The sequence below is a fragment of the Pseudoalteromonas sp. APC 3250 genome (genome assembly GCF_030407915.1).
In the GTDB taxonomy this organism is placed as follows: domain Bacteria; phylum Pseudomonadota; class Gammaproteobacteria; order Enterobacterales; family Alteromonadaceae; genus Pseudoalteromonas; species Pseudoalteromonas tetraodonis.
The window spans coordinates 76,089-102,693 of the sequence record NZ_JASDCM010000014.1 but is presented as its reverse complement, the minus strand read 5'-3'; the positions used below and the strand labels follow the sequence as shown (position 1 = coordinate 102,693).

General features: G+C 41.0%; 29 protein-coding genes. 14 read left to right on the top strand and 15 right to left on the bottom strand.

Annotation, left to right across the window (positions count from 1 at the left end; translation table 11 throughout):
* Positions 1-348 precede the first annotated feature (348 nt).
* On the top strand, positions 349-489 hold the full coding sequence (locus QL986_RS14270) for a hypothetical protein (protein ID WP_013466179.1): 141 nt from the start codon (positions 349-351) through the stop codon (positions 487-489).
* A 158-nt stretch (positions 490-647) separates the two neighbouring features.
* Here QL986_RS14270 and QL986_RS14265 read toward each other — a convergent pair whose 3' ends face one another.
* From QL986_RS14265 to QL986_RS14250, 4 genes are all read right to left on the bottom strand, one after another.
* On the bottom strand, positions 648-1,553 hold the full coding sequence (locus QL986_RS14265; protein WP_024602167.1) for a hypothetical protein: 906 nt from the start codon (positions 1,551-1,553) through the stop codon (positions 648-650).
* A gap of 174 nt (positions 1,554-1,727) precedes the next feature.
* Positions 1,728-2,918, bottom strand: a complete 1,191-nt coding sequence (locus tag QL986_RS14260; protein ID WP_024602168.1) for a dipeptidase — start codon at positions 2,916-2,918, stop codon at positions 1,728-1,730.
* 60 nt (positions 2,919-2,978) lie between these two features.
* The gene (locus tag QL986_RS14255; protein WP_008114225.1) at positions 2,979-3,224 is read right to left on the bottom strand and encodes a YheU family protein; all 246 of its coding nucleotides are present in this window, start codon (positions 3,222-3,224) and stop codon (positions 2,979-2,981) included.
* The gene (locus QL986_RS14250; RefSeq protein WP_013466176.1) at positions 3,221-4,213 is read right to left on the bottom strand and encodes a hydrolase; all 993 of its coding nucleotides are present in this window, start codon (positions 4,211-4,213) and stop codon (positions 3,221-3,223) included. The genes QL986_RS14255 and QL986_RS14250 overlap by 4 nt, the downstream gene beginning before the upstream one ends.
* Before the next feature lie 588 nt (positions 4,214-4,801).
* Between QL986_RS14250 and QL986_RS14245 the strand changes: the two genes are divergently transcribed.
* Positions 4,802-5,302 carry a hypothetical protein gene (locus tag QL986_RS14245; RefSeq protein WP_013466172.1) on the top strand — a complete coding sequence of 167 codons (501 nt, stop codon included), beginning with the start codon at positions 4,802-4,804 and terminating at the stop codon, positions 5,300-5,302.
* Positions 5,295-5,528: a helix-turn-helix transcriptional regulator gene (locus QL986_RS14240; protein ID WP_013466171.1), complete on the top strand. Its 234-nt coding sequence runs from the start codon at positions 5,295-5,297 to the stop codon at positions 5,526-5,528. Before QL986_RS14245 ends, QL986_RS14240 begins: the two co-directional genes overlap by 8 nt.
* Positions 5,529-5,605: 77 nt before the next feature.
* Here QL986_RS14240 and QL986_RS14235 read toward each other — a convergent pair whose 3' ends face one another.
* Both QL986_RS14235 and QL986_RS14230 read right to left on the bottom strand, forming a co-directional pair.
* Positions 5,606-6,022, bottom strand: a complete 417-nt coding sequence (locus tag QL986_RS14235; RefSeq protein WP_290191657.1) for a TIGR02444 family protein — start codon at positions 6,020-6,022, stop codon at positions 5,606-5,608.
* Complete coding sequence (locus tag QL986_RS14230) at positions 6,009-7,928, bottom strand: ATP-binding cassette domain-containing protein (protein WP_013466169.1); 1,920 nt, start codon at positions 7,926-7,928, stop codon at positions 6,009-6,011. The genes QL986_RS14235 and QL986_RS14230 overlap by 14 nt, the downstream gene beginning before the upstream one ends.
* Positions 7,929-8,060: 132 nt before the next feature.
* Here QL986_RS14230 and QL986_RS14225 point away from each other — a divergent pair, with 132 nt between their 5' ends.
* A complete protein-coding gene (locus QL986_RS14225) occupies positions 8,061-8,264 on the top strand; it encodes a YheV family putative zinc ribbon protein (protein WP_008114218.1) in 204 nt (67 codons plus the stop codon).
* An 11-nt stretch (positions 8,265-8,275) separates the two neighbouring features.
* Here QL986_RS14225 and QL986_RS14220 read toward each other — a convergent pair whose 3' ends face one another.
* Both QL986_RS14220 and QL986_RS14215 read right to left on the bottom strand, forming a co-directional pair.
* On the bottom strand, positions 8,276-8,491 hold the full coding sequence (locus QL986_RS14220) for a SlyX family protein (RefSeq protein WP_013466167.1): 216 nt from the start codon (positions 8,489-8,491) through the stop codon (positions 8,276-8,278).
* Positions 8,478-9,476, bottom strand: a complete 999-nt coding sequence (locus tag QL986_RS14215; RefSeq protein ID WP_013466166.1) for a hypothetical protein — start codon at positions 9,474-9,476, stop codon at positions 8,478-8,480. Before QL986_RS14215 ends, QL986_RS14220 begins: the two co-directional genes overlap by 14 nt.
* 195 nt (positions 9,477-9,671) lie before the next feature.
* On the opposite strand from QL986_RS14215, the gene fkpA reads away from it, so the two are divergent.
* Entirely contained in the window at positions 9,672-10,424 is a 753-nt protein-coding gene (gene fkpA / locus QL986_RS14210; protein ID WP_024602169.1) for an FKBP-type peptidyl-prolyl cis-trans isomerase, read from the top strand.
* A gap of 59 nt (positions 10,425-10,483) precedes the next feature.
* On the opposite strand, the gene QL986_RS14205 is transcribed toward fkpA, so the two are convergent.
* Positions 10,484-10,954 (bottom strand): Rsd/AlgQ family anti-sigma factor, encoded by a 471-nt coding sequence (locus QL986_RS14205; protein ID WP_013466164.1) that lies wholly within the window; start codon positions 10,952-10,954, stop codon positions 10,484-10,486.
* A 507-nt stretch (positions 10,955-11,461) separates the two neighbouring features.
* Here QL986_RS14205 and hemE point away from each other — a divergent pair.
* Complete coding sequence (gene hemE / locus QL986_RS14200) at positions 11,462-12,526, top strand: uroporphyrinogen decarboxylase (RefSeq protein WP_013466162.1); 1,065 nt, start codon at positions 11,462-11,464, stop codon at positions 12,524-12,526.
* Positions 12,527-12,599: 73 nt separating this feature from the next.
* On the opposite strand, the gene sthA is transcribed toward hemE, so the two are convergent.
* Positions 12,600-14,030 carry a Si-specific NAD(P)(+) transhydrogenase gene (gene sthA / locus QL986_RS14195; protein WP_016900074.1) on the bottom strand — a complete coding sequence of 477 codons (1,431 nt, stop codon included), beginning with the start codon at positions 14,028-14,030 and terminating at the stop codon, positions 12,600-12,602.
* Between the two features lie 13 nt (positions 14,031-14,043).
* Complete coding sequence (locus tag QL986_RS14190) at positions 14,044-15,177, bottom strand: fatty acid desaturase (RefSeq protein ID WP_024602170.1); 1,134 nt, start codon at positions 15,175-15,177, stop codon at positions 14,044-14,046.
* A gap of 130 nt (positions 15,178-15,307) precedes the next feature.
* Here QL986_RS14190 and fabR point away from each other — a divergent pair, with 130 nt between their 5' ends.
* From fabR to leuD, 5 genes are all read left to right on the top strand, one after another.
* Positions 15,308-15,925, top strand: a complete 618-nt coding sequence (gene fabR, locus QL986_RS14185; RefSeq protein ID WP_013466159.1) for an HTH-type transcriptional repressor FabR — start codon at positions 15,308-15,310, stop codon at positions 15,923-15,925.
* A 395-nt stretch (positions 15,926-16,320) separates the two neighbouring features.
* The gene (gene leuA, locus QL986_RS14180; RefSeq protein ID WP_013466157.1) at positions 16,321-17,874 is read left to right on the top strand and encodes a 2-isopropylmalate synthase; all 1,554 of its coding nucleotides are present in this window, start codon (positions 16,321-16,323) and stop codon (positions 17,872-17,874) included.
* A complete protein-coding gene (gene leuB / locus QL986_RS14175) occupies positions 17,871-18,947 on the top strand; it encodes a 3-isopropylmalate dehydrogenase (protein WP_013466156.1) in 1,077 nt (358 codons plus the stop codon). Before leuA ends, leuB begins: the two co-directional genes overlap by 4 nt.
* Positions 18,948-19,003: 56 nt before the next feature.
* Positions 19,004-20,404: a 3-isopropylmalate dehydratase large subunit gene (gene leuC / locus QL986_RS14170; RefSeq protein WP_008465616.1), complete on the top strand. Its 1,401-nt coding sequence runs from the start codon at positions 19,004-19,006 to the stop codon at positions 20,402-20,404.
* The gene (gene leuD, locus QL986_RS14165; protein ID WP_013466155.1) at positions 20,404-21,003 is read left to right on the top strand and encodes a 3-isopropylmalate dehydratase small subunit; all 600 of its coding nucleotides are present in this window, start codon (positions 20,404-20,406) and stop codon (positions 21,001-21,003) included. Before leuC ends, leuD begins: the two co-directional genes overlap by 1 nt.
* A 51-nt stretch (positions 21,004-21,054) precedes the next feature.
* On the opposite strand, the gene QL986_RS14160 is transcribed toward leuD, so the two are convergent.
* A complete protein-coding gene (locus QL986_RS14160) occupies positions 21,055-21,348 on the bottom strand; it encodes a hypothetical protein (protein ID WP_013466154.1) in 294 nt (97 codons plus the stop codon).
* Positions 21,349-21,733: 385 nt separating this feature from the next.
* Between QL986_RS14160 and QL986_RS14155 the strand changes: the two genes are divergently transcribed.
* On the top strand, positions 21,734-22,330 hold the full coding sequence (locus QL986_RS14155; protein ID WP_024602171.1) for a hypothetical protein: 597 nt from the start codon (positions 21,734-21,736) through the stop codon (positions 22,328-22,330).
* Positions 22,331-22,404: 74 nt separating this feature from the next.
* On the opposite strand, the gene QL986_RS14150 is transcribed toward QL986_RS14155, so the two are convergent.
* Entirely contained in the window at positions 22,405-22,785 is a 381-nt protein-coding gene (locus QL986_RS14150; protein WP_013466152.1) for a hypothetical protein, read from the bottom strand.
* A 95-nt stretch (positions 22,786-22,880) separates the two neighbouring features.
* Between QL986_RS14150 and QL986_RS14145 the strand changes: the two genes are divergently transcribed.
* Positions 22,881-23,324, top strand: coding sequence for a TerB family tellurite resistance protein (locus QL986_RS14145; RefSeq protein ID WP_013466151.1), 444 nt, complete (start codon positions 22,881-22,883; stop codon positions 23,322-23,324).
* Between the two features lie 7 nt (positions 23,325-23,331).
* Here QL986_RS14145 and QL986_RS14140 read toward each other — a convergent pair whose 3' ends face one another.
* Positions 23,332-23,898, bottom strand: coding sequence for an NAD(P)H-dependent oxidoreductase (locus QL986_RS14140; RefSeq protein ID WP_013466150.1), 567 nt, complete (start codon positions 23,896-23,898; stop codon positions 23,332-23,334).
* A 116-nt stretch (positions 23,899-24,014) separates the two neighbouring features.
* Between QL986_RS14140 and QL986_RS14135 the strand changes: the two genes are divergently transcribed.
* Positions 24,015-24,911 (top strand): LysR family transcriptional regulator, encoded by an 897-nt coding sequence (locus QL986_RS14135; RefSeq protein WP_013466149.1) that lies wholly within the window; start codon positions 24,015-24,017, stop codon positions 24,909-24,911.
* Between the two features lie 5 nt (positions 24,912-24,916).
* Here QL986_RS14135 and norR read toward each other — a convergent pair whose 3' ends face one another.
* Positions 24,917-26,482, bottom strand: a complete 1,566-nt coding sequence (gene norR, locus QL986_RS14130; RefSeq protein WP_024602172.1) for a nitric oxide reductase transcriptional regulator NorR — start codon at positions 26,480-26,482, stop codon at positions 24,917-24,919.
* Positions 26,483-26,605 lie beyond the last annotated feature (123 nt).

Here is a 26,605-nt window from a genome sequence, read left to right as displayed (position 1 = left end):
GGTGTTGTAGCAACTATCGTAGAGTAATAATTAACGTTTAAGTTAATTGTTAGAAAAAGGTCACTTAGGTGGCCTTTTTTAATGGCTGCGATTTACATCATGTGAAGGTGGCGCAGTTACCTTAGGCGTAGGTGCTTTGTAGCAACGTTCAACGAGTAATAATTAGCCTAGCTAATTAATACTAAAAAAACCCGAGCTTAGCCTCGGGTTTTTTAATGTCTGCAATTTACTTCATGTGAAGGTGGCGCTCTTACCTTAGGGGTAGGTGCTTTGTAGCAACGTTCAACGAGTAATAATTAGCCTAGCTAATTAATACGAAAAAAAACGAGCTTAGCGTCGGGCTTTTTAATGTCTCAAGAAAAATACAGGTTTCAGGTATTAGGTGCGAGGCTTCAGGCAGAGCAAAGCGGTATTAATTTGATCATCGTAGTATGGGTTGAGTTTTATCGAACTCAGAGGATAAAGCATGAAGGTGGCGCACTTACTTAGGCATCGGTGCTTTGTAGCAACTATCGTAGAGTAATCATTAGTTGTAATGCATTAAGCATTAATAAAACCCGAGCTCAGTCTCGGTTTTTTTATGCCTGAGGTAAAATGTAATTATTAATGTTATCGCTGTAACAAAGTAGGAGTATGGACTTAATTAGTTAGTAACCAGCACTCTTACGTAATTCATCAAGCATATCTTGGTTACCCATCATTTCGTCAAGCGTTGCCCTGACTGCATTGTCAGAGGTATTGTCATAAACTGAAAGTAGATGTTGCGCCATTTGCTTCGTATAACCACCTTGTTTATTTTGAGCTTGGTAGTATTGCGCCATCAACCCTTGTGCAGCTAAGCGACGGATATAATCATTCGAGTCTTGCTCTAACAAGTTTGTAAACTGCTCTGCAAGGCGGTAATCAAGTACCGGTGTTTGAGTTGATAACTCAACAGCTTGAATTTTAAATTTTTCGTCACTACTGTTGTTCGCTAAATTTAAAATGTTACCCACTACTTCATAGTCATACTCAGGCATAGTAGATTTATTTAGAATATACATATTCATTTGCAGTTGGCTCAGTGCAGCTAACCTATTTAAATCAGAGATGCTTGGATCTAAAGTTTGCTCTCTTAATTGAGAGTTTATTTGTTTAGCATAATCAGGTTCTGATTTGATCCTTAAATCATAGTCTTCTGGTAAATCTGCATAAAAGCTATAAAGAGGATTTTGCTCACGTCGTTTTTCATCTTCTTGCTGCTGTTTTTCCTCTAGTACGTCAAGAACAAGCTCCTTAAATTCGTCGGTATCTTGTTCTTGATAAGAGTCATTAGCGTGCAGTTTTAAGTTTGCTATTTTGCGTTGTAGCGAACTTACTTTCTTGCTTAGTTCGTCAATTAGGGCTTCATTTGATTGCTGGTATTCTGCAGGAGTACTAATAGAAACTGTGGAGCTTAGCTGTTGCTGGTTGGGTTTATTAAGCGAACTGGCCTGATCTTTAAAAAATGTTCCGTAGCATGAAATTACCAAGGCAAGTGTTGCTATAGCAATAGTTCCTTTGTTTATAGTCATAAAATAATCAGCCTCTAAAATGGGTAATTTATCTGTTTTCGAAATATAAGTCTGTTAAAAAGTGTGTTAAATGAGGGTTAAATATACGGGTTAATTAAGAATGCGGGGCGTGAGTGGCGAAATACGGTGTTTAAAGTGGCTATAAGCGCTAGACCTAAGCCTAGCGCGTAAAGCTTAATGAGATTTTGCGTATTGCTCAGCTTGCTTCCACACTCTTAGCGTATTGCCGCTTAAAATCTTTTTAATATCGCTATCGCTGTAGCCTCTATCCATTAAGCCTTGTACAAGGTTTGGGTAGCTAGACACATCTTTTAAACCGATAGGCAGTGAGTCACCTACGCCGTCGTAATCAGAGCCAATACCAACATGCTCTATACCAATTAACTTCACAACGTGATCAATATGATCAAGCACTTGCTCTAAGCTTGCAAATGGGTAAGGGTTTTTAGCGCGGTACATCGCATCAAAATCTTTACTTAACTTAGTACCATCTTTTTTTACCGCTTCTTTTTTACTTTTTAACTGTTTGCCCCACGTACCTGCTTTAGCAGTAACAAAGCTTGAACCAAAGTTAATTTGAATAACACCACCGTTCTTTTTAAGAGCTAATAACATGTCGTCATTCATATTACGCTCAAAACCTGGTGTGTATTTACGTAGTGATGAGTGTGATGCAATCACAGGGGTGTTAGACAGTTCCATCACTTGATAAAACGCATCGTCCGAGATATGAGACACATCAATCAGCATGCCGATATTATTCATCTCTTTTACTAGTTCTTTACCAAATGGGCTTAGGCCTTTCCACTTGCGACGAATATCGTATGATGAGTCAGAAATATGGTTGCTTTGCGAGTGAGCAAGGGTGATATAGCGCACACCACGGTCAAAAAAATGCTGTAGGTTGTTTAAATCGCCTTCAATGGGTGAGCCGTTTTCCATGCCCATAGCAATCGACATTTTACCTTGCTTAAATTGTGCTTCGATATCGCTTGTTGAGCTGGCAATGGCAAACTTGTCAGGTGCACGTTGTGCAATTGCTTCCATACCATCAATCAATTGATTCGCTAATTGAAAGCTTTTGCCTTTGCCTTCAAACTCTAAATGAGCAGGAATATAAATCGACATAAATGGCGCGTTTAAACCGCCTTTTACTGCACGAGGGTAATCAAAATCGCCGCCATCAGTAGCTTTAGTTACATCAGCCCATTTTGCGTGAATACGGTAAGGTACATCAATGTGGGTATCGATTAAAATGGTATCGTGTGCAAGCTTAATTGCTTTATCCGAGGGATTAATTTCTGCGTGTACTGCACCTGTTAATGCAATCGACATTGCAATAACTATTGAGCTTAGTTTTATCATTTATAATGGCTCTTTAAGTTAAAAAAGCCATTGTCTATTTTTACGCCGTGTCTGACAAGTTTACTCGTCGAATTGCGCTTCACTTTGTAGTGCTTTGAATTCACTTTTAGAAATTATGGTGACCGACTCATGTAGCTCAGAGAAAAATACCATAGCTTCGCCGCTTTTTAATTGCTGATTTACTTGCGCTACTTTACTTTCAATACTGAACTCTTGTTCGCCATAGTCAGTGCCTTCGCGCAAAACGTAGCTTTCAATTAGGTTGTACAGTGTGTCTTTATCAAGTTGTTCAAAAGGAATAATCATAGCCACTCTTTATCGGTGTTATTAAATACACATTGCTTAAAATAATCAGGCACCACTTGCTCTAACCAAAACACGGGTTTAAATGGGTTGTTACCGCTAATAAAACCTACGTGGCCGCCCTTCTCTGAGATACGCAGCGTAACATGCTCACTCACATTCTGACTACTTGGAACTGCTTTAATCGACAGCATAGGGTCGTCTTTGGCATGAATAATTAGTGTGGGTGTCGCAATATCTTTTAAATACGGCATGGCACTGGCTTTTTTGTAGTAGTCGTGCGCATTTTCAAAGCCATGTAGCGGTGCTGTAAGCTGGTTATCGAACTCTAATAAATCGTCAATTTCCATTAACTGATCGGTGGTGATCGGTATTTGCTGTTTAATTTGTGGTAGTTTGCGTTGCATCGACTTTTTCATCCGATCGAGCAAATATTTTTGGTAAATTTTACCTAAGCTTTTACGAATAACATCACTAGATGATGACAAATCATAGGGCGCAGATATCACGGCGGCTGCACTAAGCGGGCAGTGAATGTGTTCTTCCCCTAAGTATTTAGCCAGCACATTACCACCCAATGAAAAGCCAACCGCCACAATCGGGCGCTTTGGAAATTGCTGTTTTAAATGGTTTATAAAAAAAGCTAAATCGGCAGTGTCGCCACTATGGTAGGCTCTTGGCAGGCGATTGACTTCGGTTGAGCAGTTTCTAAAGTGCATTAGCACCACTGCAAACCCTTGCTTTTTTAATGCTTTCATCATGCCTTTGGCATAAAAACTATTTATGTTGCCTTCAAGTCCATGAAGTACCACTGCGAGCGGCGCCGTTTCGTTATGCGGGAGTGACCAAGCAAGCTCAATAAAGTCACCATCGGGTGTATCAAGTTGCGCAAGTTCGTAGCGAGTATGGTGAAAAGGGCGAAAAAAACGCGGCATTATGGTTTGAACGTGTCGGTTGGTCATCCACCATGCGGGTTTGAACTTAGGGATCATGTCTGTACTACGCACTTTGCAATAAACGAAGCGCTAGTGTAGCAAATTTTTTATATTTAAAAATAAAAAGCGCCTAATCAGTAAACTAATAAGGCGCTTTGTGCGTCGTGCTTAATGCTGTTCTTTAATATCTGCATCGTGTACTTTTTTCATGAAAAAATACACAAAGAAGAGGCATAAACTAATAACGACGCCTAAAAATCCAAATGATAAAAATAGTACTGGGTCGCTAAAAAAATCTCTAAAGAATACGTCCATAATGGCCTCCTGATGTCTATGGGTTAATCATAGGCTGGCTTGGCAGGGCTTGATATGATCCAGATCAAGCTATTTAAAAGATTATAAAATGGGCAATGCAGATGTTGATTTTGATCAATAAAGTTAAGTCGATTTTGCACTTTTTAGTAAATTATCTGCGATTTTTTAATCACTTTTATAATAAAGATGGTCAGCAAAGTTCAGCTTTGAATAACCGTTGCTTTGTTTTAGGTTAAATAAAATAAACCTAGTGTTAAATATATTTGACATGGCTAAAGAGTGAACTTATAGTTTTAAAGTCAAAAATATTTTACTTGGGGTTAGCTTTATATGACTCGTTCAGAGCACTTTAAAGAATTTTTACAAAGCATAAGTTTTAGAGAACTGACGCTGAGTATCGATTTACTAGTAAGCGTGTACATATCTTACTTTTATGTAAACAGCCTAATGAATGCGAGTACGCAGCAGCTTAGTTCTGTTTCTTGGTTATCTGGTTTATTGCTACAGGTGTTAATTTATTCTGTGATACTTATAGTATTGAGCTATTTATTACTTTCATTTATCAGTGATAATGAATTAAATCAGCCACCTGATGTGAGAGAAAAGCAAATAAATTTAGTGGGTTATAAATATAAGGCCATAATATTACAGACGGGAATTTGTGTTGCTATTGTTCAGTATCAAATTGAAGCTAATAACTGGGGCCCAGCCATTGAATATAATATTCCATACTTACCAATGCACGTCATGGTAGGTGCTTTTTTGATTGCCGAAATAGTCAACTATATAGCGCAGCTTTATAAAGGTAGAACGGGTAATATTTATGAGTGAGTATGTAATAACTAACTCTATTCGAACATTACGCTTTTTACGCGATGAAATGACGCAAAAGCAATTAGCAGATGCTATTGGTGTAACTCGGCAAACGGTAATGGCAATTGAGGCAAATAAATATTCACCCTCTCTAGAAGTGGCTTTTAAAATTTCTATAGTTTTTAACTTGCCATTAGAAGAGGTGTTTCAATACAAAGCCAAAGATATGCAGCTTGGTTTATAAAACAAACCAAAGTAACCACGTATATTACGAGCTAATATTCATAATATAAGTGATATGATGAAAATAATGGTGAAAAATCATGCCAAATATTTATCGCTGTTATTGGGCGTTGAACAGGCTGTTAAATCCATACTATTAACTACATCAATCAATATTATTTGTTGCTGCTTTTCTAACTTCAACTCGGCGCCGAGAAGTGCTTTTCGAATTGCGGCGTAATCGGTAATCTCGTTTTGAATTGTTTTTAAATAGGCGCGGGTAGTACGTAGAGGCTTTAATACCTGCTGCTCAAATTCACTAATAGATTGTTCAAGCTTGCTCAGCTGTGTTTGGTTAATAGCTAGATTGAGAGAATCTAAGTAATACAGCAACAAGCATAGGTTGACGTTTTTACCTTGCAGGTTTTGGTAATCTAACAGGCGCGCTTGCATGCCATCTTCGCTATAAAGCTGACATGCAAACTGCCAAAAATCGTTGCTGTTAAGCAAGTTCATCGGCGAATGCCTGTTCTTTTTGTTCCATCTCTTCAAGGGCCATTAATAACTCTTCTTCAACATTATTAAGCTTAGGCGTAAGTGTGGCTTGCTTGGTAATTAGCTCTTTGAGCTTAGCTTTATTTTCATCGTTATAAAGTGTGTTATCGCCGAGCGCCTCTTCAACGTCAGCTAATTCTGCAGCAAATTTATCCAATTGTTTTTCAAGCTTTTCAATTTGCTTTTTAAGCGGTTGAATCGCTTTTCTAAACTCGGCCTCTAAGCGCTTTTGCTCTTTTCGGTTTACTTGTGAGTGGGCTTTTGGCTCGTCATCGGTGTCGCTTTTAGCGGCTTCTTTATTAGCATTAAGCAGCCACTGATAATACGCGTCTAGGTCGTAACCAAACTGAGTAACTTCGCCGTTATCAACTAAGTAAAATTCATCAGCGGTGTTTTTAAGCATGTGGCGATCATGCGATACCGTGACCATAGCGCCTTCAAAGCCTTGTAATGCCATAACCAATGCGTGGCGCATTTCTAAATCAAGGTGGTTGGTTGGCTCATCGAGTAACAGTAAGTTTGGCTTTTGATAGACTAACATAGCTAGCACTAAGCGCGCTTTTTCGCCGCCTGAAAAAGGGGCAACAGGGTCGAGTGCTTTATCGCCTACAAAGGCAAAGCCGCCTAAAAAGTCACGCAGTGATTGTTCGCTGGCTTTAGGGTTTAAACGTTGCAGATGAGTGACGGCACTGGCTTTTAAATCAAGTGATTCCAATTGATGCTGCGCAAAGTAGCCAATGTTTAACCCCTGATGCTGAAACACTTCACCTGCTTGAGGTTGTAAGTCACCAGAGAGCAGCTTAATAAGTGTTGATTTACCTGCGCCATTTCTACCAAGCAGCGCGATACGGCTACCTGGCACTAAGTTCAGCTTAATACTGTTTAAAATGGTCACATCACCATAACCGGCTTTAGCTTTGTCGAGTGTCATTAGCGGGTTAGGCAGAGCGGTTGGCTCGGCAAATTCAAAATCAAATGGCGAGTCAGCATGTGCAGGGGCAAGTTTTTCCATGCGTTCTAGCGCTTTAACGCGGCTTTGTGCCTGTTTGGCTTTACTGGCTTTAGCTTTAAAACGAGTAATAAATTGCTCTAAGTGGGCAATTTGATCTTGTTGTTTTTCAAACATGGCTTGTTGCTGTAATAAACGCTCAGCTTTTTGGCGTTCAAACTGCGAGTAATTGCCTTTATATACATTGATAAGTTGTTTATCTATATGCCAAATTTGATCAACCACCGCATCTAAAAACTCTCGGTCATGAGATATCAGTACCAATGTACCAGTGTAGGCACGTAAAAAACGCTCAAGCCAATACACAGCATCTAAATCAAGGTGGTTTGTAGGCTCATCCAGTAACAGCAAGTCGGCATCGCGAATAAGCGCTTGGGCTAAGTTTAAACGCATACGCCAACCACCCGAAAATGCACTTACTGGGTTTTCTATTTGGTTATTAGCAAACCCTAAGCCATGTAATAGCTCTCCTGCCTTGGCTTCTATGCTATAGCCTTTAATATTTTCAAGCTGAATATGCACTTTAGCTTGAGTGTCGCCATCATTGGTTTGCTCAGCTTCACGCAAAGCAATTCGTAGCGCATAATATTCAGGGTGGCCTTGCAGTACGTAATCTATAGCGCTTATTTCAAGGGCGGGGGTTTCTTGTTTTACTGAGGCCAGTGACCAATCTTTAGGAATACTGCAATTACCGCCATCCAACGAAAGCTCAGACTTTAATAAACTAAATAGCGTTGACTTACCACAGCCATTAGCACCAACAAGGCCTACTTTGTGCTCTGGAAATAATGTAGCCGATGCATTTTTTAATAAAGCTTTGCCACCGCGAAGCAGTTCTATTTCTGAGATTTGGATCATAAATACGTTACTTTACTGTGCCTTGATTGAATTGCAGCCATTATAACACGGATCTTATTAGCTATATCAATCGTATCAAGTAGGCAAATATTGCGATAAAATAACGTCAGTTAAAATGGTAGGAAAAACGAAGTGAAACATAAAAAACGATTTATTGCTGGAGCAACGTGTCCTGAGTGTAAAACCATGGATATGTTAATGCTCTACAAAGAGCATGACGTAGAAAAAGTTGAATGTATGCAGTGTGGTCATAAAATGGCTCAACCAGAGCAGGCTGTGCAGGCATCAACACGCCAATTTGAACAGATCATTGGCGTGTTTAATCCAGGCGACTAAACCTAAACAGTTTAGTAATGCGGTGGCGGAGGCTCCGGCATATTCGACATCATAGGTTGCGATGCTTGCGACTCTTTAAGCTTTTCAGCCAGCAACTCGGTTTGGCGCTTTATTTTTGCCAACTGTTGCTGGTGAACTTTTATTTCATCATTCAAAATTTCAATTGTTTCGTCTTGAAAAGCCACTTTAGCCTCAAGTTCCATTAGCCGATGTTCAATTGTGTTCATTTGGTTCTCGTATAATAAAGCGCTCAGCGATTCCGCTCGAGCTTTCAGTTAACAATGATTTACCGTTATCTGTAAATGCCACATCAAGTACCACTGCCGATTTGGGCTTACTGCCTTCTCGCGGAGTGACTTGCCATGTTTGAATTTTTTCACCGCTGGTTAGCTGCCATAAATCAACCCGTTTATTGGGTGAACCGGTTGCTAATAAAGTGCCTTGATCGTTAAAGCGCACTGCGGTAAAAATTTTCTGACGCGCAATATACTTTAGTTTACTAACAAGGTCACCTGTAGTCAGCTTCCATACATTTGCTTGTGCCATACTGTCGGCGGTAAAAGCATAGCGCCCTTGAGGATCTAAAGCGACCTGCGTTACTCGGGTTGGGTGATTAAAGCGATGAACTACTTGCCCACTTTGAGTATCCCATAAGTAGGCAACATAATCGTTAGAGCCGCTTAGTGCATAGCGCCCGTTGGGTGATAGGTCAACGGTATTTACTTTTTCTTGATGGCCTAAAAATTCAATGCGCCTACCTGTGTTAAGGTTTATAAATACCACAACGCCATCGCTGCGCCCGTAAACAACACTTTGGCCTTGGTTGCTAATGGCAATATCGCGAATGCTGGCTTTTTGTATTTTATAAAAGCCTTTATTTTTGCCGGTGGCAATATCCCAGACCGCAAAGGTGGTTTTTTCGGCGGTAACAGCCACGCTATTATCAAAAGCAATGGCTACGGCATAAACTAAGCTATCTTCAGCCTGCTGTTGAAACCATTGGTATTTAAGCGCTTGCTGTTGATTATCCCAAAGGGCGACCCCATGATGGATAGAAGACACTAAGCTGTATTGACCATCGTGCGATAACGCAGATGAAAAGGCGCCCTGTGCAGTGTGCTCAAAACTGGCCACTGCTTGTTGTTTTTCATCACTACATGCAATTGTTAATAAACAGCAAGTGGCGACTAAAAAAGTACGAAATAACGACATATTACAGGTATTTCCTCTTAACTCTTAGTGACTGAGAGGTTAGACTAGGTCTCGTTAAACGCCTAGGTTGTTTGTCTAATCACTGGATATGTTTTTAGTTTAGCTATTAAACAAGCAGCCTACCATGTAGGCCGTTAATCTTTAACTAGTAATATTACAATAAATGGCAACTGCAAAGTGTGTCGGAGATTTAAAATGAGAAAGACGATTAAATTGTCATTGATTGCAGCGTCAGTTTTAGCGCTTACAGCTTGTAATCAAGAAGCAAAAAAAGAGCAAGCAGACGTTAAGCTAGATACTGTAGCACAGCAACAAGCGTACGGTATTGGTGCATCAGTAGGTAACTTTTTAAATAAAGATCTAGCGGATAAAAAAGAAATTGGTATTGAATTAGACCAAGCTTTATTAATGCGAGGCTTTGAAGATGCACTTGCGGGTAATGCAAAAATTGACGAAGATAAAATTCGTGAAGTACTAACAGCATTAGACGAATCAGTGCGTACTAAACAAGAAGAAAAAGCAAAAGTAGAGTCTGAAAAAAGCAAAGCTGAAGGTGAAAAATACCTAGCTGATAACGCTAAAAAAGAAGGCGTGATGGTTACTGAGTCTGGTTTACAGTACGAAGTAATGAGCGAAGGCGAAGGCGCAAAACCAGTAGCAACTGATGTGGTTAAAGTACATTATAAAGGCACATTGTTAGACGGTACTGAGTTCGATAGCTCTTACTCACGTAACGAGCCGACAACGTTCCCACTAAACCGTGTAATTCCAGGTTGGACTGAAGGTTTACAACTTATGCCTGTAGGGTCTAAGTACAAATTTACTATTCCTTCAGACCTTGCTTACGGCGATCGTGATTTAGGTAAAATTCCTGCTAATTCAACACTTATTTTTGAAGTTGAATTATTAGAAATTCAAAATGATGCAGAAGCTGCCGCTGCAGAATAAGCGTTATAGATAATAAAAAAGGGACCTTAGGTCCCTTTTTTATTACGTTGAATAACTAATTAGTCAGTGTGATTAGAAAATAAGTTATCAATCAGCTCATCTTCAAGTGCAAAGCGCGCTTCGAGTGCTTCACCCATTACTGAAAGATCGTTATCAAAGCCTTCTAGTAAATCTTCAGCGTCTACCTCAGCGTACTTATCGTTGAAATCCAGAGCGATGTCAGTGGTATCTGAAATACGTGGGTATATCGTATTAGCGAGTTGCTGGCTTTCTAGGCCTTTCTTTTCGCAGGCTTTAGCAATATCGTCGTACACTTCAAAGTGGCCGGCAGATAAATAATCCATTAAAATTTGGCAAAATGCCTGAATTTGTGATGGTTCAGGCAAAGACTGATCTTTTTTCTCATAAGGTGAAAAGCCTGCAATTTTACAGTAAAGCACAATCAACTCTTGGCGTTCGTTTAACCAATTATCGATGACCGTATGGCTACCCCCCCACTTTTGTTGAGCTTTTTCTACACGCTTCAGCATAATTCTTCTCCTAAGCTGGGTTGGATTTTTTAAATTAAAAATAAAACTTATGTTATCCAAGATATATTTAATTGGCGTGTATATCAACAAGTAAAATAGATGTAATACCAGAGGGAATTTTGTTTAAGGGTATAAGTTGTAAGTAATTTATTCCAGGCAAGAAAAAACCACCTATTACGGTGGTTTAATTTCTTTATTAGACTTGTTTAAACAAGCATTCTTATTTTTATTAGAGATTTTTATTATTTTTATATTAACAATTTTTGTTATTGTTTTGTTAACGCGGGAGATACAATATCAAGCTTTTTTAGATGTTGCAAATAGTTTAATGAAAAGTTTTTATTATTAACGTTTGTTTGGTTGTTTTATGTACAAAGCAACATGAAAATTAAAAATTACTTGATCTAGCGCTACTCTGTAGCGATTTAATCGCTTAGCGATAGAGGGGGCGTGAATATGGTGGTACAATCTTGCACAATTTCTAAAAGCCCTAGGACTCTATACGCTATGAGCGAATTAAAAAACGACCGTTATTTACGTGCCCTTGCCAAGCAACCTGTTGATGTCACGCCGGTATGGATGATGCGTCAAGCAGGACGTTATTTACCTGAATACCGTGCTACACGTGCACAAGCGGGCGATTTTATGAGCCTGTGTAGAAATGCTGAGTTAGCCTGTGAAGTAACATTACAGCCTTTGCGCCGTTACCCATTAGATGCAGCTATTTTGTTTAGTGATATTTTAACTATTCCCGATGCAATGGGATTAGGCTTGTACTTCGAAACAGGCGAAGGCCCTAAGTTTGAACGCCCAATTTCGTCACTAGCTGATGTTAAAAAAATTCCTAAACTCGATCCTACCGATGAGCTTGGCTATGTAATGAACGCAGTGAGCACTATTCGTCGTGAACTTAAAGGCGAAGTGCCATTAATTGGTTTTTCTGGTTCGCCTTGGACACTTGCAACTTACATGGTTGAAGGTGGTAGCAGTAAAGTATTTGGTAAAATCAAAAAAATGGCGTTTGCTGAGCCGCAAACACTGCATTTATTACTCGATAAACTAGCTGATTCGGTGATAGATTACTTAAACGCGCAAGTTAAAGCGGGTGCGCAATCGCTAATGGTATTTGACTCATGGGGCGGTGTACTAAGCCCGCGTGATTACAACGAGTTTTCATTGCAATACATGCATAAAATTGTTGATGGCTTAATTCGTGAATACGATGGCCGTAAAGTACCGGTTACTTTATTTACCAAAAATGGTGGTCAGTGGATTGAAGCGATTGCCGCAACGGGCTGTGACGCAGTAGGTTTAGATTGGACTATTAACATTGGTGATGCTAAACGTCGTGTTGGCGATAAAGTAGCACTGCAAGGTAATATGGACCCATCAATGCTTCATGGTACGCCTGATCGTATTCGCCAAGAGGTTGGTACTATTTTAGAAGACTTTGGTACTGGCAATGGCCATGTATTTAATTTAGGCCACGGTATTACACCAGATGTTGACCCAGAAAATGCCGGTGTATTCATTAACGCCGTGCATGAATTAAGTGCGCAATATCATAAATAGTTTCTAAATAACGATGAGTTATTAAAAAAGCCCGCTTGATTCAAGCGGGCTTTTTGTTACCTAGTGCTTGATATTACTTAAACAAGCGATTTAAACCATTTAACGCCGCAACTCGGTAGGCTTCTGCCATCGTTGGGTAGTTAAACGTGGTATTTACAAAGTAGTCGATGGTGTTGCCACCATTTTTTTGTTCCATAATAGCTTGGCCAATATGCACAATTTCAGAGGCACGCTCACCAAAGCAGTGCACGCCGAGTACTTCTTTGGTTTCAGTGTGAAATAATATTTTTAAACTGCCCACATCGGTGCCTGCAATTTGCGCGCGGGCTAAATGTTTAAATTGCGCACGTCCCACTTCATACGGTACTTTTGCAGCAGTTAATTGTTGCTCTGTTTTACCGACAGAACTCATTTCAGGGATAGTATAAATACCGGCTGGAATATCAATAATCAGCTTTTCATCACAATTACCACACGCGATGGCATCTGCGGCAATTCGACCTTGATCAAAGGCAGCACTAGCAAGGCTTGGATAGCCAATAACATCACCTACCGCGTATACATTGTCTACTTCTGTTTGGTAGGTTTCGTTTACTTTTATCTGTCCGCGGCTATCTGCTTTTAAGCCAATGGCTTCTAAATTAAGGGTGTCAGTGTTACCGGTTCGGCCATTGGCAAATAAAATACAGTCAGCTTTAACACGTTTGCCCGATTTTAAATGCATAACAACGCAGTCATCACGGGTTTCAATGCGATCAAACTCTTCGTTATGACGAATTACAATACCGCTATTCCAAAAGTGATAGCTTAATGCATCAGATATTTCAGCATCCATGAACGCCAATAAGCGATCGCGAGTATTCACTAAGTCGACTTTGGCACCTAGCCCTTTAAAGATAGACGCATATTCACAACCAATTACACCCGCGCCGTATATAAGTACGCGATGAGGGTCGTGTTCAAGGCCTAAAATAGTGTCACTTTCGTAAATTCGTGAGTGGGTGAAATCAACCCCTGGTGGGCGATAAGGTCGTGAGCCGGTAGCAATAACAATCGTTTGTGCAGTAAGGCGCTCAGTAGAACCGTCATTACGTCTAATTTCAATAGTGTGCTTATCAACAAAGCTAGCGTCGCCTTGAAACATATGAATGCGGTTACGATCGTAAAAACTGCTGCGTAAGTTTGACTGCTTTGAAATTACCGAACTGGCATGGCGTAAAATATCAGGAAAGGTAAGTCTTACCGGACGCTCGCCTACGTTAAATAAAGGATTTGCTTTGTATTCAATGTAGCGACTAACAGAATGACGAAGTGCCTTTGAAGGAATGGTACCCCAATGTACACAGCCACCACCCACGGCTGTTTGGCGTTCAATAACCGCTACTTTTTTGTTACTTTTAGAGAGGTTCATAGCGGTCCCTTCACCGCCAGGACCCGTGCCAATAATGATTGCATCATATTGGTATGTCACGGGTACTTTTTTCTTTTCTGGTTGTTTGGCCACAGCCACTCCTATTTTAACTAAAAGAGGCTTTTAATAACCTCGCATTAAGTGCTAGCCATGCCTGTTTTTGTGTTTCCCAGGCGGCCTCAAGCTCGTGATATTGTGCCATTAATGCCGACTTTTCACACTGCTTTGCCATATTATTTTTTTTAGCTTCCAACACTTGTTTTTGTAATGAGCAATAATTTTGCAGTTTTTTAAGCAACAAATCGTACTCTTGTTGTAATAATGTAAGCTTATCTTGCGCTAAAGGCAATTTTGCGAGGCGACCTTGTGTTTTGCTCATCAAGGTTTCTGCTTTAGCTTTTTCTATGCGCTCAACCGGTGTGCGCTTTAATTTACTCGCTAAACCAAGTGCAGCTAACGAGCGGATCATCCATTTAGTTGGGTCGTAATGAAACCACTTAATGCCGTTGCGGTAATCGCTAGCAAAAATATGATGAAAGTTATGATAACCCTCCCCATAAGTAAATAAGGCTAAAAAGCCGTTATCGCGTGCGGTATTTTTTTCTGTGTAAGGGCGAGAACCCCAAATGTGCGCAACAGAGTTAATAAAAAAGGTAAAATGCTGGCTCAGTACTAAACGAAGTAGTCCCGCTAGTAATAACATGCCCCACACATCACCTAACATTAAACCTAATACCAGTGGTAAACCAACATTCATGGCAACTACCAGCTTTAAGTAATGTTTATGTTGCCACATCACTATTTTATTGCGTTGTAGGTCGCGGCAATTGCTGTAATCACCGTAGCTATCGCCTTGGTAGTCGCGCAGCATCCAGCCTATGTGACTATACCAAAAGCCGTTGGTAGCGGCATAAGGGTCTTTTACAGGGTCATCAACTTGACCGTGGTGAATACGATGATCGCTGCTCCAATGCAGCGCACTGTTTTGCAAAGCAAACGCGCCGCCTAAGGCAAAAATAAATTCAACGACCGGGTGTGCGTTGTAGGTTTTGTGCGCCCATAAACGATGGTAACCCGCAGTGATCGATAATCCTGCAAAAAACATGCAAGCTACAAAAGCAGCCCATTGTGTGCCTGTAAAGCCATAGTTAAACCCATACCAAGGTACAAGTGTAACAGCAGCCAAAAACGTCAGGCTAAAGAACAGGACGTTGGTCCATATAAGTGGTGGTTTTTTCATCTTTCTCATTTCTCAGCGTACAACTGTACGCTAAAATAATATTTCAATCTGCTGCCGTCAAGTATTAGACTGTACTATTAGCTATTTTTTTAATTAAAAATTTATTACAAATTCATTCAGGGAGCTGTTGATGTCGGGCGTTAGAGCACAACAGAAACAAAAAACACGACAAGCATTAATAGAAGCTGCTTTTAATCAGCTTAGTGCTGATCATAGCTTTTCAAATTTGAGCTTGCGTGAAGTAGCGCGCGAAGCGGGTATTGCGCCCACCTCTTTTTACCGTCACTTTAAAGATATGAACGAGCTAGGTTTAACCATGGTTGATGAAGCGGGTTTAACGCTGCGTCAGCTGATGCGTCAAGCTCGTAGGCGAATAGCCAGTGGCGGCAGTGTAATAAATACGTCAGTGGTTACTTTTATGGAGTTTATTGATAACTCTAGTAATCAATTTAGGTTATTGCTGCGTGAGCGCTCGGGTACCTCAAAAGCATTTAGAGCGGCTGTAGCACGTGAAGTGAAACACTTTATTTTAGAGCTTGCTCATTATTTAGAAAGTGAAACGCCCTGTGATGCGATTCATGCGTATATTCAGGCAGAGGCTATGGTTACGTTGGTATTTAATGCTGGCGCCGAAGCGCTAGATATTGAAGGTCAGCAACGCGATGAATTAATTGAGCGAGTTATTTGGCAGTTACGCTATATTACTCGTGGTGCGTCAAATTACGTACGCGCAGAAAAGAAAGAGTAAATATTAAAAAAAGTTAAAATAAGCACTGTACTTTACGGTGCTTGTTAATTTAAACGCCACGCCCTCTGAGGTTGGATTTTTTATCTCTTTTTTATCTATTTGTTGAATTTTAAATCCCTTAAAAGTCTTGTGCAATTATTTTTATGGCATTTTTATGCTTGCACCTATTGCGCTGCAATGATAAAAATAAGCCTCATTGGACACACACACAAGAAAACAAATGCAAACTAATCGTTTAATTACACTAAAACTAAACCTCTTACTGCTGTGGCAAGTGAGCGGGGATTAGTGTGTTTGCATTGAGCTAAACAACAAAACCCCGCAATTGCGGGGTTTTTTTTATCTCGCTGCAGGGATAAATCGAAATTTGGGTAACACAGGAATGAGGGGCAGTTATGCAAGAGCAAGATAAAGTATGGATTTTTGATACCACCTTACGCGATGGCGAACAGGCACTTAAAGCAAGCCTGACTGAAGATGATAAAATTCAACTAGCGCATACCATTAGCCGCTTAAATGTGGATGTCATGGAAGTGGGCTTTCCGGTTTCGAGCCCCGCTGACTTTCGCTCAGTGCAGCGAATTGCCACTGAAGTAAAAGGCCCTATTATTTGTGGCTTAGCACGCTCGGTTGCCAAAGATATTGAAGCCTGTGGCGAGGCACTTCGCAGTGCACAGCAAAGCCGTATTCACACTTTTATTGCAACCAGCCCTTTACACCTTGAGCATAAACTACGTATGAGCTTAGATGATGCAACCGCGATGGCGGTTAAATCAATCAAGCTTGCCCGTAATTACACTGATGATGTGGAATTTTCATGTGAAGACGCAGGACGTACACCACATTGGGATTTATGCAAAATTGTTGAGCAAGCTATTAATGCCGGTGCATCCACGATTAACTTGCCAGATACCGTCGGTTTTGTAACGCCAGATGAATACGCAGCAATGATCCGTCATTTAATGAACAACGTGCCAAATATTGATAAAGCCCGTTTAAGTGTGCATTGCCATAACGACTTAGGCTTAGCCGTTGCTAACTCTGTTGCTGCCGTTCAAGCCGGTGCGCGCCAAATCGAATGCACCATTAATGGTATAGGGGAGCGCGCGGGTAATTGTTCACTTGAAGAAGTGGCGATGATCATGAAAATGCGCAAAGACCATTTAAACGTATATACCGATATAAAAAGCGAAGAAATTTACCGCGCCTCTCGCCAAGTAGCCAAAATTTGTAATATGCCGGTACAGCCAAATAAAGCGATTGTTGGCGAAAATGCGTTTGCCCACAGTTCAGGTATTCACCAAGATGGTGTATTAAAAGCGCAAAATACCTATGAAATTATGTCACCTGAAAGTGTGGGTGTGCCAAGTAATCAATTAAATATGACCTCGCGTTCAGGGCGTCATGTTATAGAGCATCGCTTAGAAGAATTAGGTTATCAAAAATCTGATTACGACATGGATAGCTTATACCAAAGTTTCGTTGCGTTAGCTGACCAAAAAGGCACAGTATATGACTACGACCTAGAAGCAATGATTTACTTTAATCAAATCAGCGACAAAGATGAAAAATATCAATTAGAGTTTGTTCACTCTACGTCGAACTCTCAATCGGTAGCCAGCTCAACGATAGGTTTGTTGATTGATGGCGAAGCAAAACAAGAAGCGGCCACAGGTAACGGCCCGGTAGAAGCCTCATTTGCAGCCATTGAGCGCTTAACTGGTATGAGCGTTGAAATGATTGAATACAATTTAGAGGCCACCGGCCAAGGTGCTAGCTCATTAGGACAAGTGAATATTATTGCTAAATATGATGGCCGTCCTTATCACGGTGCCGGTATTGCGGCCGATGTGGTCGAAGCCTCAGTACGCGCTATGGTTCGGGTTTATAACTTAATTTATCGAGCACAAAAAGTGTCTGATTTAAAACAACAAAGGAAAGCAGGATGAGTAAAACACATTACAGCGTTGCCGTATTAGCGGGCGACGGTATTGGCCCAGAAGTTATGGCAGCTGCAGAGCAAGTGCTTGATGCAGTCAGTGATAAGTTTGGCTTTACTCTGAACCGTGAACACCATGCTATTGGTGGTGCTGCCATTGATGAATTTGGCAAAGCACTTCCTGATACGACCTTAAAAGCGTGTGAAAACGCCGATGCTATTTTATTTGGTTCCGTGGGTGGCCCTAAGTGGGAACATTTACCACCTAATGACCAACCGGAGCGCGCGTCACTGTTACCACTGCGCAAGCACTTTGGTTTGTTTTGTAACTTACGCCCTGCTCAGTTGTTACCCGCATTAAGCGCTGCATCACCACTACGTGCTGATATTAGCGAAAAAGGCTTTGATATTTTATGTGTGCGCGAGCTAACGGGTGGTATTTATTTTGGTGAGAAAGGTCGCAGTGGCGAAGGGGCAGAAGAAACTGCATTTGATACGCAAACTTATTCACGTAAAGAGATAGAGCGTATTGCACGTTTTGCTTTTGAGGCCGCTAAGTTGCGCAGCAATCATGTGACCTCGGTTGATAAAGCCAATGTTTTAGCATCAAGCGTTTTATGGCGCGAAGTGGTAACCGAAGTGAGTAAAGACTTTCCAGAAGTGAGCTTAGATTACATTTATGTAGATAACGCAGCGATGCAGCTGGTTAAACAACCTAGCCAGTTTGATGTATTACTTTGCGATAATTTATTTGGTGATATTTTATCGGACGAGTGCGCGATGATCACCGGTTCAATGGGTCTATTACCGTCGGCAAGTTTGAACCAATCAGGCTTTGGCTTGTATGAACCCGCGGGTGGTTCAGCGCCTGATATCGCCGGAAAAGGGGTGGCAAACCCAATCGCACAAATTTTAAGTGCCGCCTTAATGCTACGTTACTCATTAGGCCAAGACGAAGCGGCTCGTACGATTGAAAAAGCAGTCGCAGAGGCGGTTGAAGCTGGTGTGGGAACGCCGGATATTTATCCGCAGGGCGGCTATACCACCACCGATGTAGCAGCGGCCATCGTTTCACGCATTTAATTATTAAAGCCACAACACCGTCAGGCTGTGGCTCAATCAGATCAGGGAGTTAGCAAGTGGCCCAAACCTTATACAATAAAATTTGGCAAGCACATACCGTTGCCAGCATTAATGAGCAAACCGATTTACTTTATATTGACCGTCATTTAGTACACGAAGTGACGTCACCACAAGCATTTGCAGGCTTACGTGAAAAAAATCGTAAAGTGCGTTGTCCAGAAAAAACCATTGCCACCATGGATCATAATGTTTCAACTAAAAGTCGTTCACTGGATGCAGCCAGCGAAGTCTCTAAAAATCAATTAATGGCACTGGATGCAAACTGTAAAGAATTTGGCATTTTGCTGTACGACTTAAATTCAGTAAACCAAGGCATAGTGCATGTTATTGGCCCTGAGCAGGGGATTACTTTACCAGGTACCACTATAGTCTGCGGCGATAGTCATACTTCAACGCATGGTGCGTTTGGTGCCTTGGCACATGGTATTGGTACCTCAGAGGTTGAGCATGTATTAGCTACGCAAACACTACAGCAAAAAAAGGCGAAGTCGTTAAAAATTCAAATTAACGGTGTATTACGCCCTACAGTAACAGCTAAAGATTTAATTATGGCGGTTATTGGTAAGCTAGGCACTGCTGGTGGCACTGGCTATGTGGCTGAATTTTGTGGTGAAGGCATAGAAGCTCTATCAATGGAAGCCCGTATGACATTGTGTAACATGAGCATTGAAATGGGTGCCAAGGCAGGTTTAATTGCCCCAGATAAAATCACTTACGAGTACTTAAAAGGGCGCCCGTTTGCACCCAAAGGTGCTGATTTTGATGCCGCTGTTGCCTACTGGGAAACTTTAAAAACGGATGATGGTGCTCATTTTGATTTAGAAGTAGAGTTAGATGCAGGCAGTATTCAACCGCAAGTTACTTGGGGGACTAATCCAGAGCAAGTGATTGGCGTTGATGAATGTATTCCAGATCCAGATAAAGAAACCGATTTAATTAAAGCCGATGCAATTCGCAGTGCGCTTAAATACATGGGCTTAAAAGCGGGCGATAAACTATCAAGCGCCAAAGTAGACACGGTATTTATTGGCTCATGCACCAACAGCCGCATTGAAGATTTACGCGCTGCAGCAAAAATTGTTGAAGGTAAACAGGTTTTAGCTGGTATTGAAGCGCTGATTGTTCCAGGCTCAGGCTTAGTTAAGCAGCAAGCTGAAGATGAAGGCTTAGCCGATATTTTTAAAGCTGCAGGGTTTGAGTGGCGCGAGCCGGGTTGTTCGATGTGTTTAGCTATGAACGATGACCGTTTAGGAGCTGGTAAACGCTGTGCTTCCACCTCGAATCGTAATTTTGAAGGTCGCCAAGGGCGCGGCGGACGTACACACTTAGTGAGCCCTGCAATGGCGGCAGCAGCTGCAATACATGGTCACTTTGTTGATATTAGAGGAGAAGCTTAATGAGCATCTATTTTAGCGGCTTAATGGCCCCACTTGATAAAAACAACGTCGATACCGACCAAATTATTCCTAAGCAGTTTTTAACCTCAACAAGCCGTGATGGTTTTGATGCAGCACTGTTTTACGATTGGCGTTATTTAGATAATGGCGAGCCAAATCCTGAATTTATTTTAAATCGTCCTTGTTACCAAGGTGCGCAAATATTATTAACCCGCGATAATTTTGGCTGTGGCTCATCACGCGAGCACGCACCATGGGCATTAAAGCAATATGGGTTTGAAGTGATTTTAGCTGAAAGCTTTGCTGATATTTTCTTTAATAACTGTGGTAACAATCAAATGCTTGCCATTGCATTGCCAGCGCAAACGCTGGAAGAGTTATTTGTGTTAAGTGAGCAGCACGACGATATTCACATTGATGTGGATCTTGAAAACCAAGTGCTTACCAGCAATAAGTTTGCGCCAATTCGCTTTGATATTCGCAAAGACGTAAAAGAGCGTTTATTAAGTGGCTTAGATTTTATTGGTGTAACCGAAACCCTCAATCCGCAAATTGATGCGTTTGAAAAGCAGTTAGCCGCAGAAAGACCGTGGCAGTAACCTTTTACATATGAAACTGGAGCGCAACTTAGGTTGCGCTTTTTTAATCGCTTATATTAAAAAACCACGCAATAAGCTTGCTAATGTAATCATTGCCATTAGTAATAAATTGAGAGTTTTAAATTTCTGGTAGCGGACTACCTTTGGGTCGTTGATAGTCGAAAAAAAACCATCTTTAAATGACTCAGCAAGATTGGCATAGGGTGTCCCATCTAATGAATTTTGTGATAATTTTTTCCATTGTTCTGGGTGCTGCTCAGCAAGGTGTTGATATATGTGCAGAGTGTAGCGATTTTGAATAATTAATAGTAATACGATGATTATTAAGCCGATATATTTTTCCATTTAAATATGTGCTCCACGCTAAAACTGGCTTTACGTTTATACCAATCCGCAATAATACTCAATCATTTTGCGGGGCTAAACGTGTCGCTATCTGTGTTAAAAAATTCTCATTTAGAACAACTAAATAGCGAATTTCTTGCCTAGCTATCAACCCGTTTTTCCTGCCTCAAAATAGACCGCTTAATTAAGCGAGTTGGTATTAGTTATTTCTCCTTTATCAAACAACGATATTTAATTTCTCATTTTCTTTCAAGCGATATTTTTTTACCAATTAATTAAAGCAAAGCTCCATTGTTCTGTTAATTTTTATTGCTGTTCATCGTGATTATTTTCTTTGTGTTTGCTTAAACGCTAAGCTGATTTTTTACATGTTTAGGGACACATTATGAAATTATTAATAGCTGCAGCGTTTATGCTGGCATCAACCGCTGCATTAGCTCGCCCAGCACCTTTAGTATCAATTCCAAGTCATGATAGCTTTTTCAATAGTATTGCTGCACATTGCGGTAAAGCTTTTGAGGGTAAAGTAACGGTTGATAATGCCACAGGGCCGAGTTCATTTGCCGGTAAAAAATTAGTTATGCATGTGCGTAAGTGTAATGAACGTGAGCTACAAGTGCCGTTTCATGTCGGTGATGATGCTTCACGTACGTGGATTATTACTAAAACAGGTAGTGGTTTGAGCCTAAAGCACGATCATCGCCATAAAGATGGCAGCGATGATGTGTCTACTATGTATGGCGGTCATACTGTGGATGCGGGTTTTGCTAATATGCAGTCATTCCCTGCAGATCAGTATTCAAAAGAGTTATTTGTTAGCCAAGGCATACCGCAATCGGTAGGCAATAAATGGCAAATGTATATTTACCCTGAACAGTTCACTTATCGACTTATTCGCCAAGGTCGCGAATTCCGTGTTGATTTTGATTTAACTAAACCTATCACACCACCGGCTGCGCCGTGGGGATATGGCGTTAACTAACTTAGTTCAGGTTAACTACAGTAAAACCACAGGCTATTTTAATACTCAGTGGTTTTACTGAAAATAACGAGGTGTTATTTTTTTGAGGTTTTTTCTGCAGGCATTTCACACTGCACAAATACACTGAGCGGTGGCTGATAAGCACGCGGTTTAGTTGGAAAGCGTTGGTACTCCTGCACGCCCTCAGTCACTTTTAACATAAAAGGATTATCGTGACATAAACGATTTGCGTGGCGCAACAAAAACACACTTTGGTTTCTAAAATGTGGGTAGTCGTCAGACTGTATTTCTAAGTGGTAATTGTTAGTGTCTATTTGAGTTTGCTTATAATGCACCTTTTCATCAAAATCATAAAGTCGCTGCATTTCACTTTGCTCTGCCGACACACTCAAACACCCTGTTAATAAACACCAGCTAATAATTCCATGTATGTAATGATTGGCTTTTATACTCATAAACCTTTAACTCCATCTTGATTTTGGGTAGTGTGATCAGCATATCTATTAAACCCGTTATGATATAAGTCTAACACCCAAAAAGGGGAAATGTGATGTTCAAGCAAATTAAACAGCTTTTTTCGAGTATTGATCAGCAAGATTATGATATTGAACAACATGATTTAAAAACAGCGGTTGCCGCATTATTAATTGAGGTAATGCGAGCGGATAACGATTTACAGGCTGATGAGCAACATACGCTAAGTCTAACATTAAAAAAATATTTTGATTTAACGGATGAAGCAGTAGATGAGTTAACCGAGCAAGCAAGTGCAAGCTTAGATGACGCCATTGATTATTTTCAATTTTCTAAGCAAATTAACAATCAATGTAGTGCACAGCAACGCATTGATATAGTTGAATTACTTTGGCGTTTAGCGTACTCCGATGGAGAACTTGATCCACAAGAAGAATACGTTATTCGTCGTGTTGCTAATTTATTGTATGTTACCCATGAAGACTTTATTGCTGCAAAGCTTGCAGCAACAAAGTTATAGTGGCTGCTTATTTAAGCTTACTTGCTACGCTAACTAACTGCTGTGCAAGACCAGCCACTTTTTCAGCGGTAGCGGGGTCGCTAATTCGACCGTTGTCATCTAATAAAGTATGAATAGCCGGTACTGCCAGTTGGTTCGCTAATACTAAGCTGCCAATGCCTGATAATATATCACGCACATGATTTAAGCCCCGTAAACCGCCCAACCCACCTGGTGAGGCTGCATATAACGCGGTTACTTTATTTGCAAATGCAGGCTCTGCGCCTTGTTCGGTGCGCGATGCCCAATCAATAGCATTTTTTAACACGGCGGTAATAGAGCCATTATATTCTGGGCTGGCCAGCAAAATGCCATCGGCTGCGCGAAGTTTGTCTTTAAGTTGTTGTACACCGGCTGGTGTGCCTTGTGCCTCGAGATCTTCATCAAACATAGGAATGGCTAAGTCTGCGAGTTTAATCACTTCTACTTCAGCGCCACTTTCTAAAGCAAAGCGTGCCGCTTCGTTAATGAGTTTTTGATGAAAGCTATCTTTACGTAAGCTACCTGCTAGGGCAATAATTTTTGGTGTTGTCATGAGCTGCTCCTGATAATGAGTTTGTATAATGTGACTTTAACAAATAATCACTTGCAGAAAAGCCAAATAAACGCAAAACTTGTGTGCGTATATGCACAGATTAAAGAGTAGTTATCATGGCAATTCAATTTAATGATTGGCAAGACCTGAAGGTTGCTTACGAGGTAGCGCGCTTAGGTACTTTAACTGCCGCTGCCGAAGTGTTAGATGTTCACCATAGTACGGTGCTCAGGCGAATAAATAACTTAGAAAAAAGCTTAAATGCGCGACTATTTCATCGCCATGCTCGCGGCTACAAAGTCACAGAAATTGGCGCTAAGTTATTTACCACAGCACAAGCGATTAATGGTGAACTAGAGCGCCTACATAATGACATTATTGCTGCAGATAGCACCTTGCAAGGTAGCTTGTTACTCACCACAGTTAGTGGCTTTATTGATGTATTAAGTGAGGTGTGTGAGCAGTTTCAAACCTTGCATCCGCAAGTGCAATTACAAGTGATTATGGATCAAAAACGCTTACGTTTAGATCATGGCCAAGCACATATCGCAGTAAGAGCTGGACCCAGACCGGATGAGGGTGATTATATTGCTCAGCATTTAGCGGCGCTCTCGTCAGGATTTTATGCATCAAAGCATTACATTAGCCGTTATGGGTTGCCACAAACATTAGCGCAACTATCGCTGCATAGCTTTGTGTCAGGTGTAGCAGGGTATAATGCCAAAGTGCCTTACTTTGCATGGGTTGATGAAAATATTCCCCCGTCGCAAGTTAAGCTAAGAGTGTCAGAAACCTCAGAAGCGACCCGCGCCATAGTAAAAGGACTCGGTATTGGCGGATTACAGCATGATGTTGCAGCGCAATACTCTGATTTAGTCCCTGTACTGCCTAATGAACTGAGTTGGCCAACCGATTTGTGGCTGGTTACGCATCATTTAGTGCATCGAACGGCAAAAGTTCAAGCGTTTAGTCAGCTATTAAAAAATTATTTTAGGCAGCGAAAGTTAAGTTAAAAAGGCTACAACGATTTTTTTATTGAAACACCTAAGCGCTTGGCTAGCCGCGTTAAGTTAGCGCGGTCGACCTGTAAACTACGCGCTGTGCTTGCCCAGTTATAATTATGTTGTTTAAGTTGCTGTATTATAAGTTGCTGAGTATAGGTATCTGTGGCTTGCTTTAACGAAATGTTGTTTGCTAAAGGTGGGATTACAAGCTGGTTTGAGTGTTCAAGAGCTAAGGTGTTAACAGCGCTTAAATTTAGCTCACAATGCGCAGGTTCAATAGTAATAATTGGTTGCTGCCACTGATGTTGTTTAGCCTTTAATGCAGCCCGATTAATCACATGCTCAAGCTCCCTCACATTGCCTGGCCAGTCATATTTTTTAAGCAGCAGTTGCGTTTCAATACTGAGTTTTAGCTGTTTAATAGCGAGCTTGCGGGCTGTTTTTTCTGCAAAATAACCAGCTAATAAAATAACATCTTCATCACGGGCTTTCAATGGAGCGACTGTGAGTGGATAAACACTTAATCGATGGTACAAATCGGCGCGAAACCGTCCTTGTGTTACTTCGTGTTTTAGGTCGCGATTGGTTGCTGCAATCACTCTAACATCGACATATTTAAGTTCATCTTCGCCAACGGTTTGTACTTCGCCACTTTGCAGTACGCGTAATAATTTACTTTGCATAGCCAGAGGCAGCTCGCCGATTTCATCTAAAAATAAGGTGCCGCCATCGGCTAACTGAAATTTACCTTGGCGAGCATTTTGCGCACCCGTAAAAGCGCCTTTTGCATGGCCAAAAAATTCACTTTCTGCGAGGTTTTCAGGCAGTGATGCACAATTTAAATGAATTAATGGCTGATCTTTACGTGCGGAGTGTAAGTGAATATTACGTGCCACCAACTCTTTGCCGACCCCAGTATCACCTAAAATAAGGACACTAAAGTTTGATGCCGCAACCAGTTTTATCTCATTTTTAAGCGTTTGTATTGCAGAGCTTTGGCCAATAATTTCACCACCATCACGTTTGAGCGCCTCACGGTTTAACGCTTGTACTAATTCACTAGAGTGCTGCGCATGTTGTTTGTAATGGGCAAGCTCTAGGGCTGTTTTAAAGTGCGCACTGCACAAGGTTTGTAAGGTGTTGAGTGTATCAGTGGTGATACCGTCAAACGCATTGGCGTTAAGGCTATCAAAGGTCAGAATGCCAAGTAGTGCGTTTTTATCATAAAGGGGTAACCCTAAGCAGGCATGCACTGGAATATCACCGGTTTTAGCCAGTAGTAGCCCGTCGTATGGATCAGGTAGTGGACAGTCATGTGCAAATTGCAGAGCCAAACGACTACTGCAGATGGCTTTAAGGCGAGGATGCTCCGCAATATCAAAACGTCGTCCTAGGCTATCGGGCATAAGGCCTTTAATGGCTAAGGGTTTTAATTGCTCACCTTGGCGAATCAATAATGCACTGGCATCGCTGGGAATAACACGTTCAACCGTGGCTAAAAGTTGCTCAAAACTGTGAGCATGTAACGTACTTTGCGCAAGTTCTAATGCAACTTGCGTCAGGTTGAATTGTTGGTTCATGTCAAAATGACCTGTTAGTGTATTTTTACAGGTTTTATAGTAGGTCATAAAGACTCATCTTGTAAAGCGAGTTAATTTAACTTATTGAATATTATAGGTTTAATTAGTTGGCACGCTCTGTGT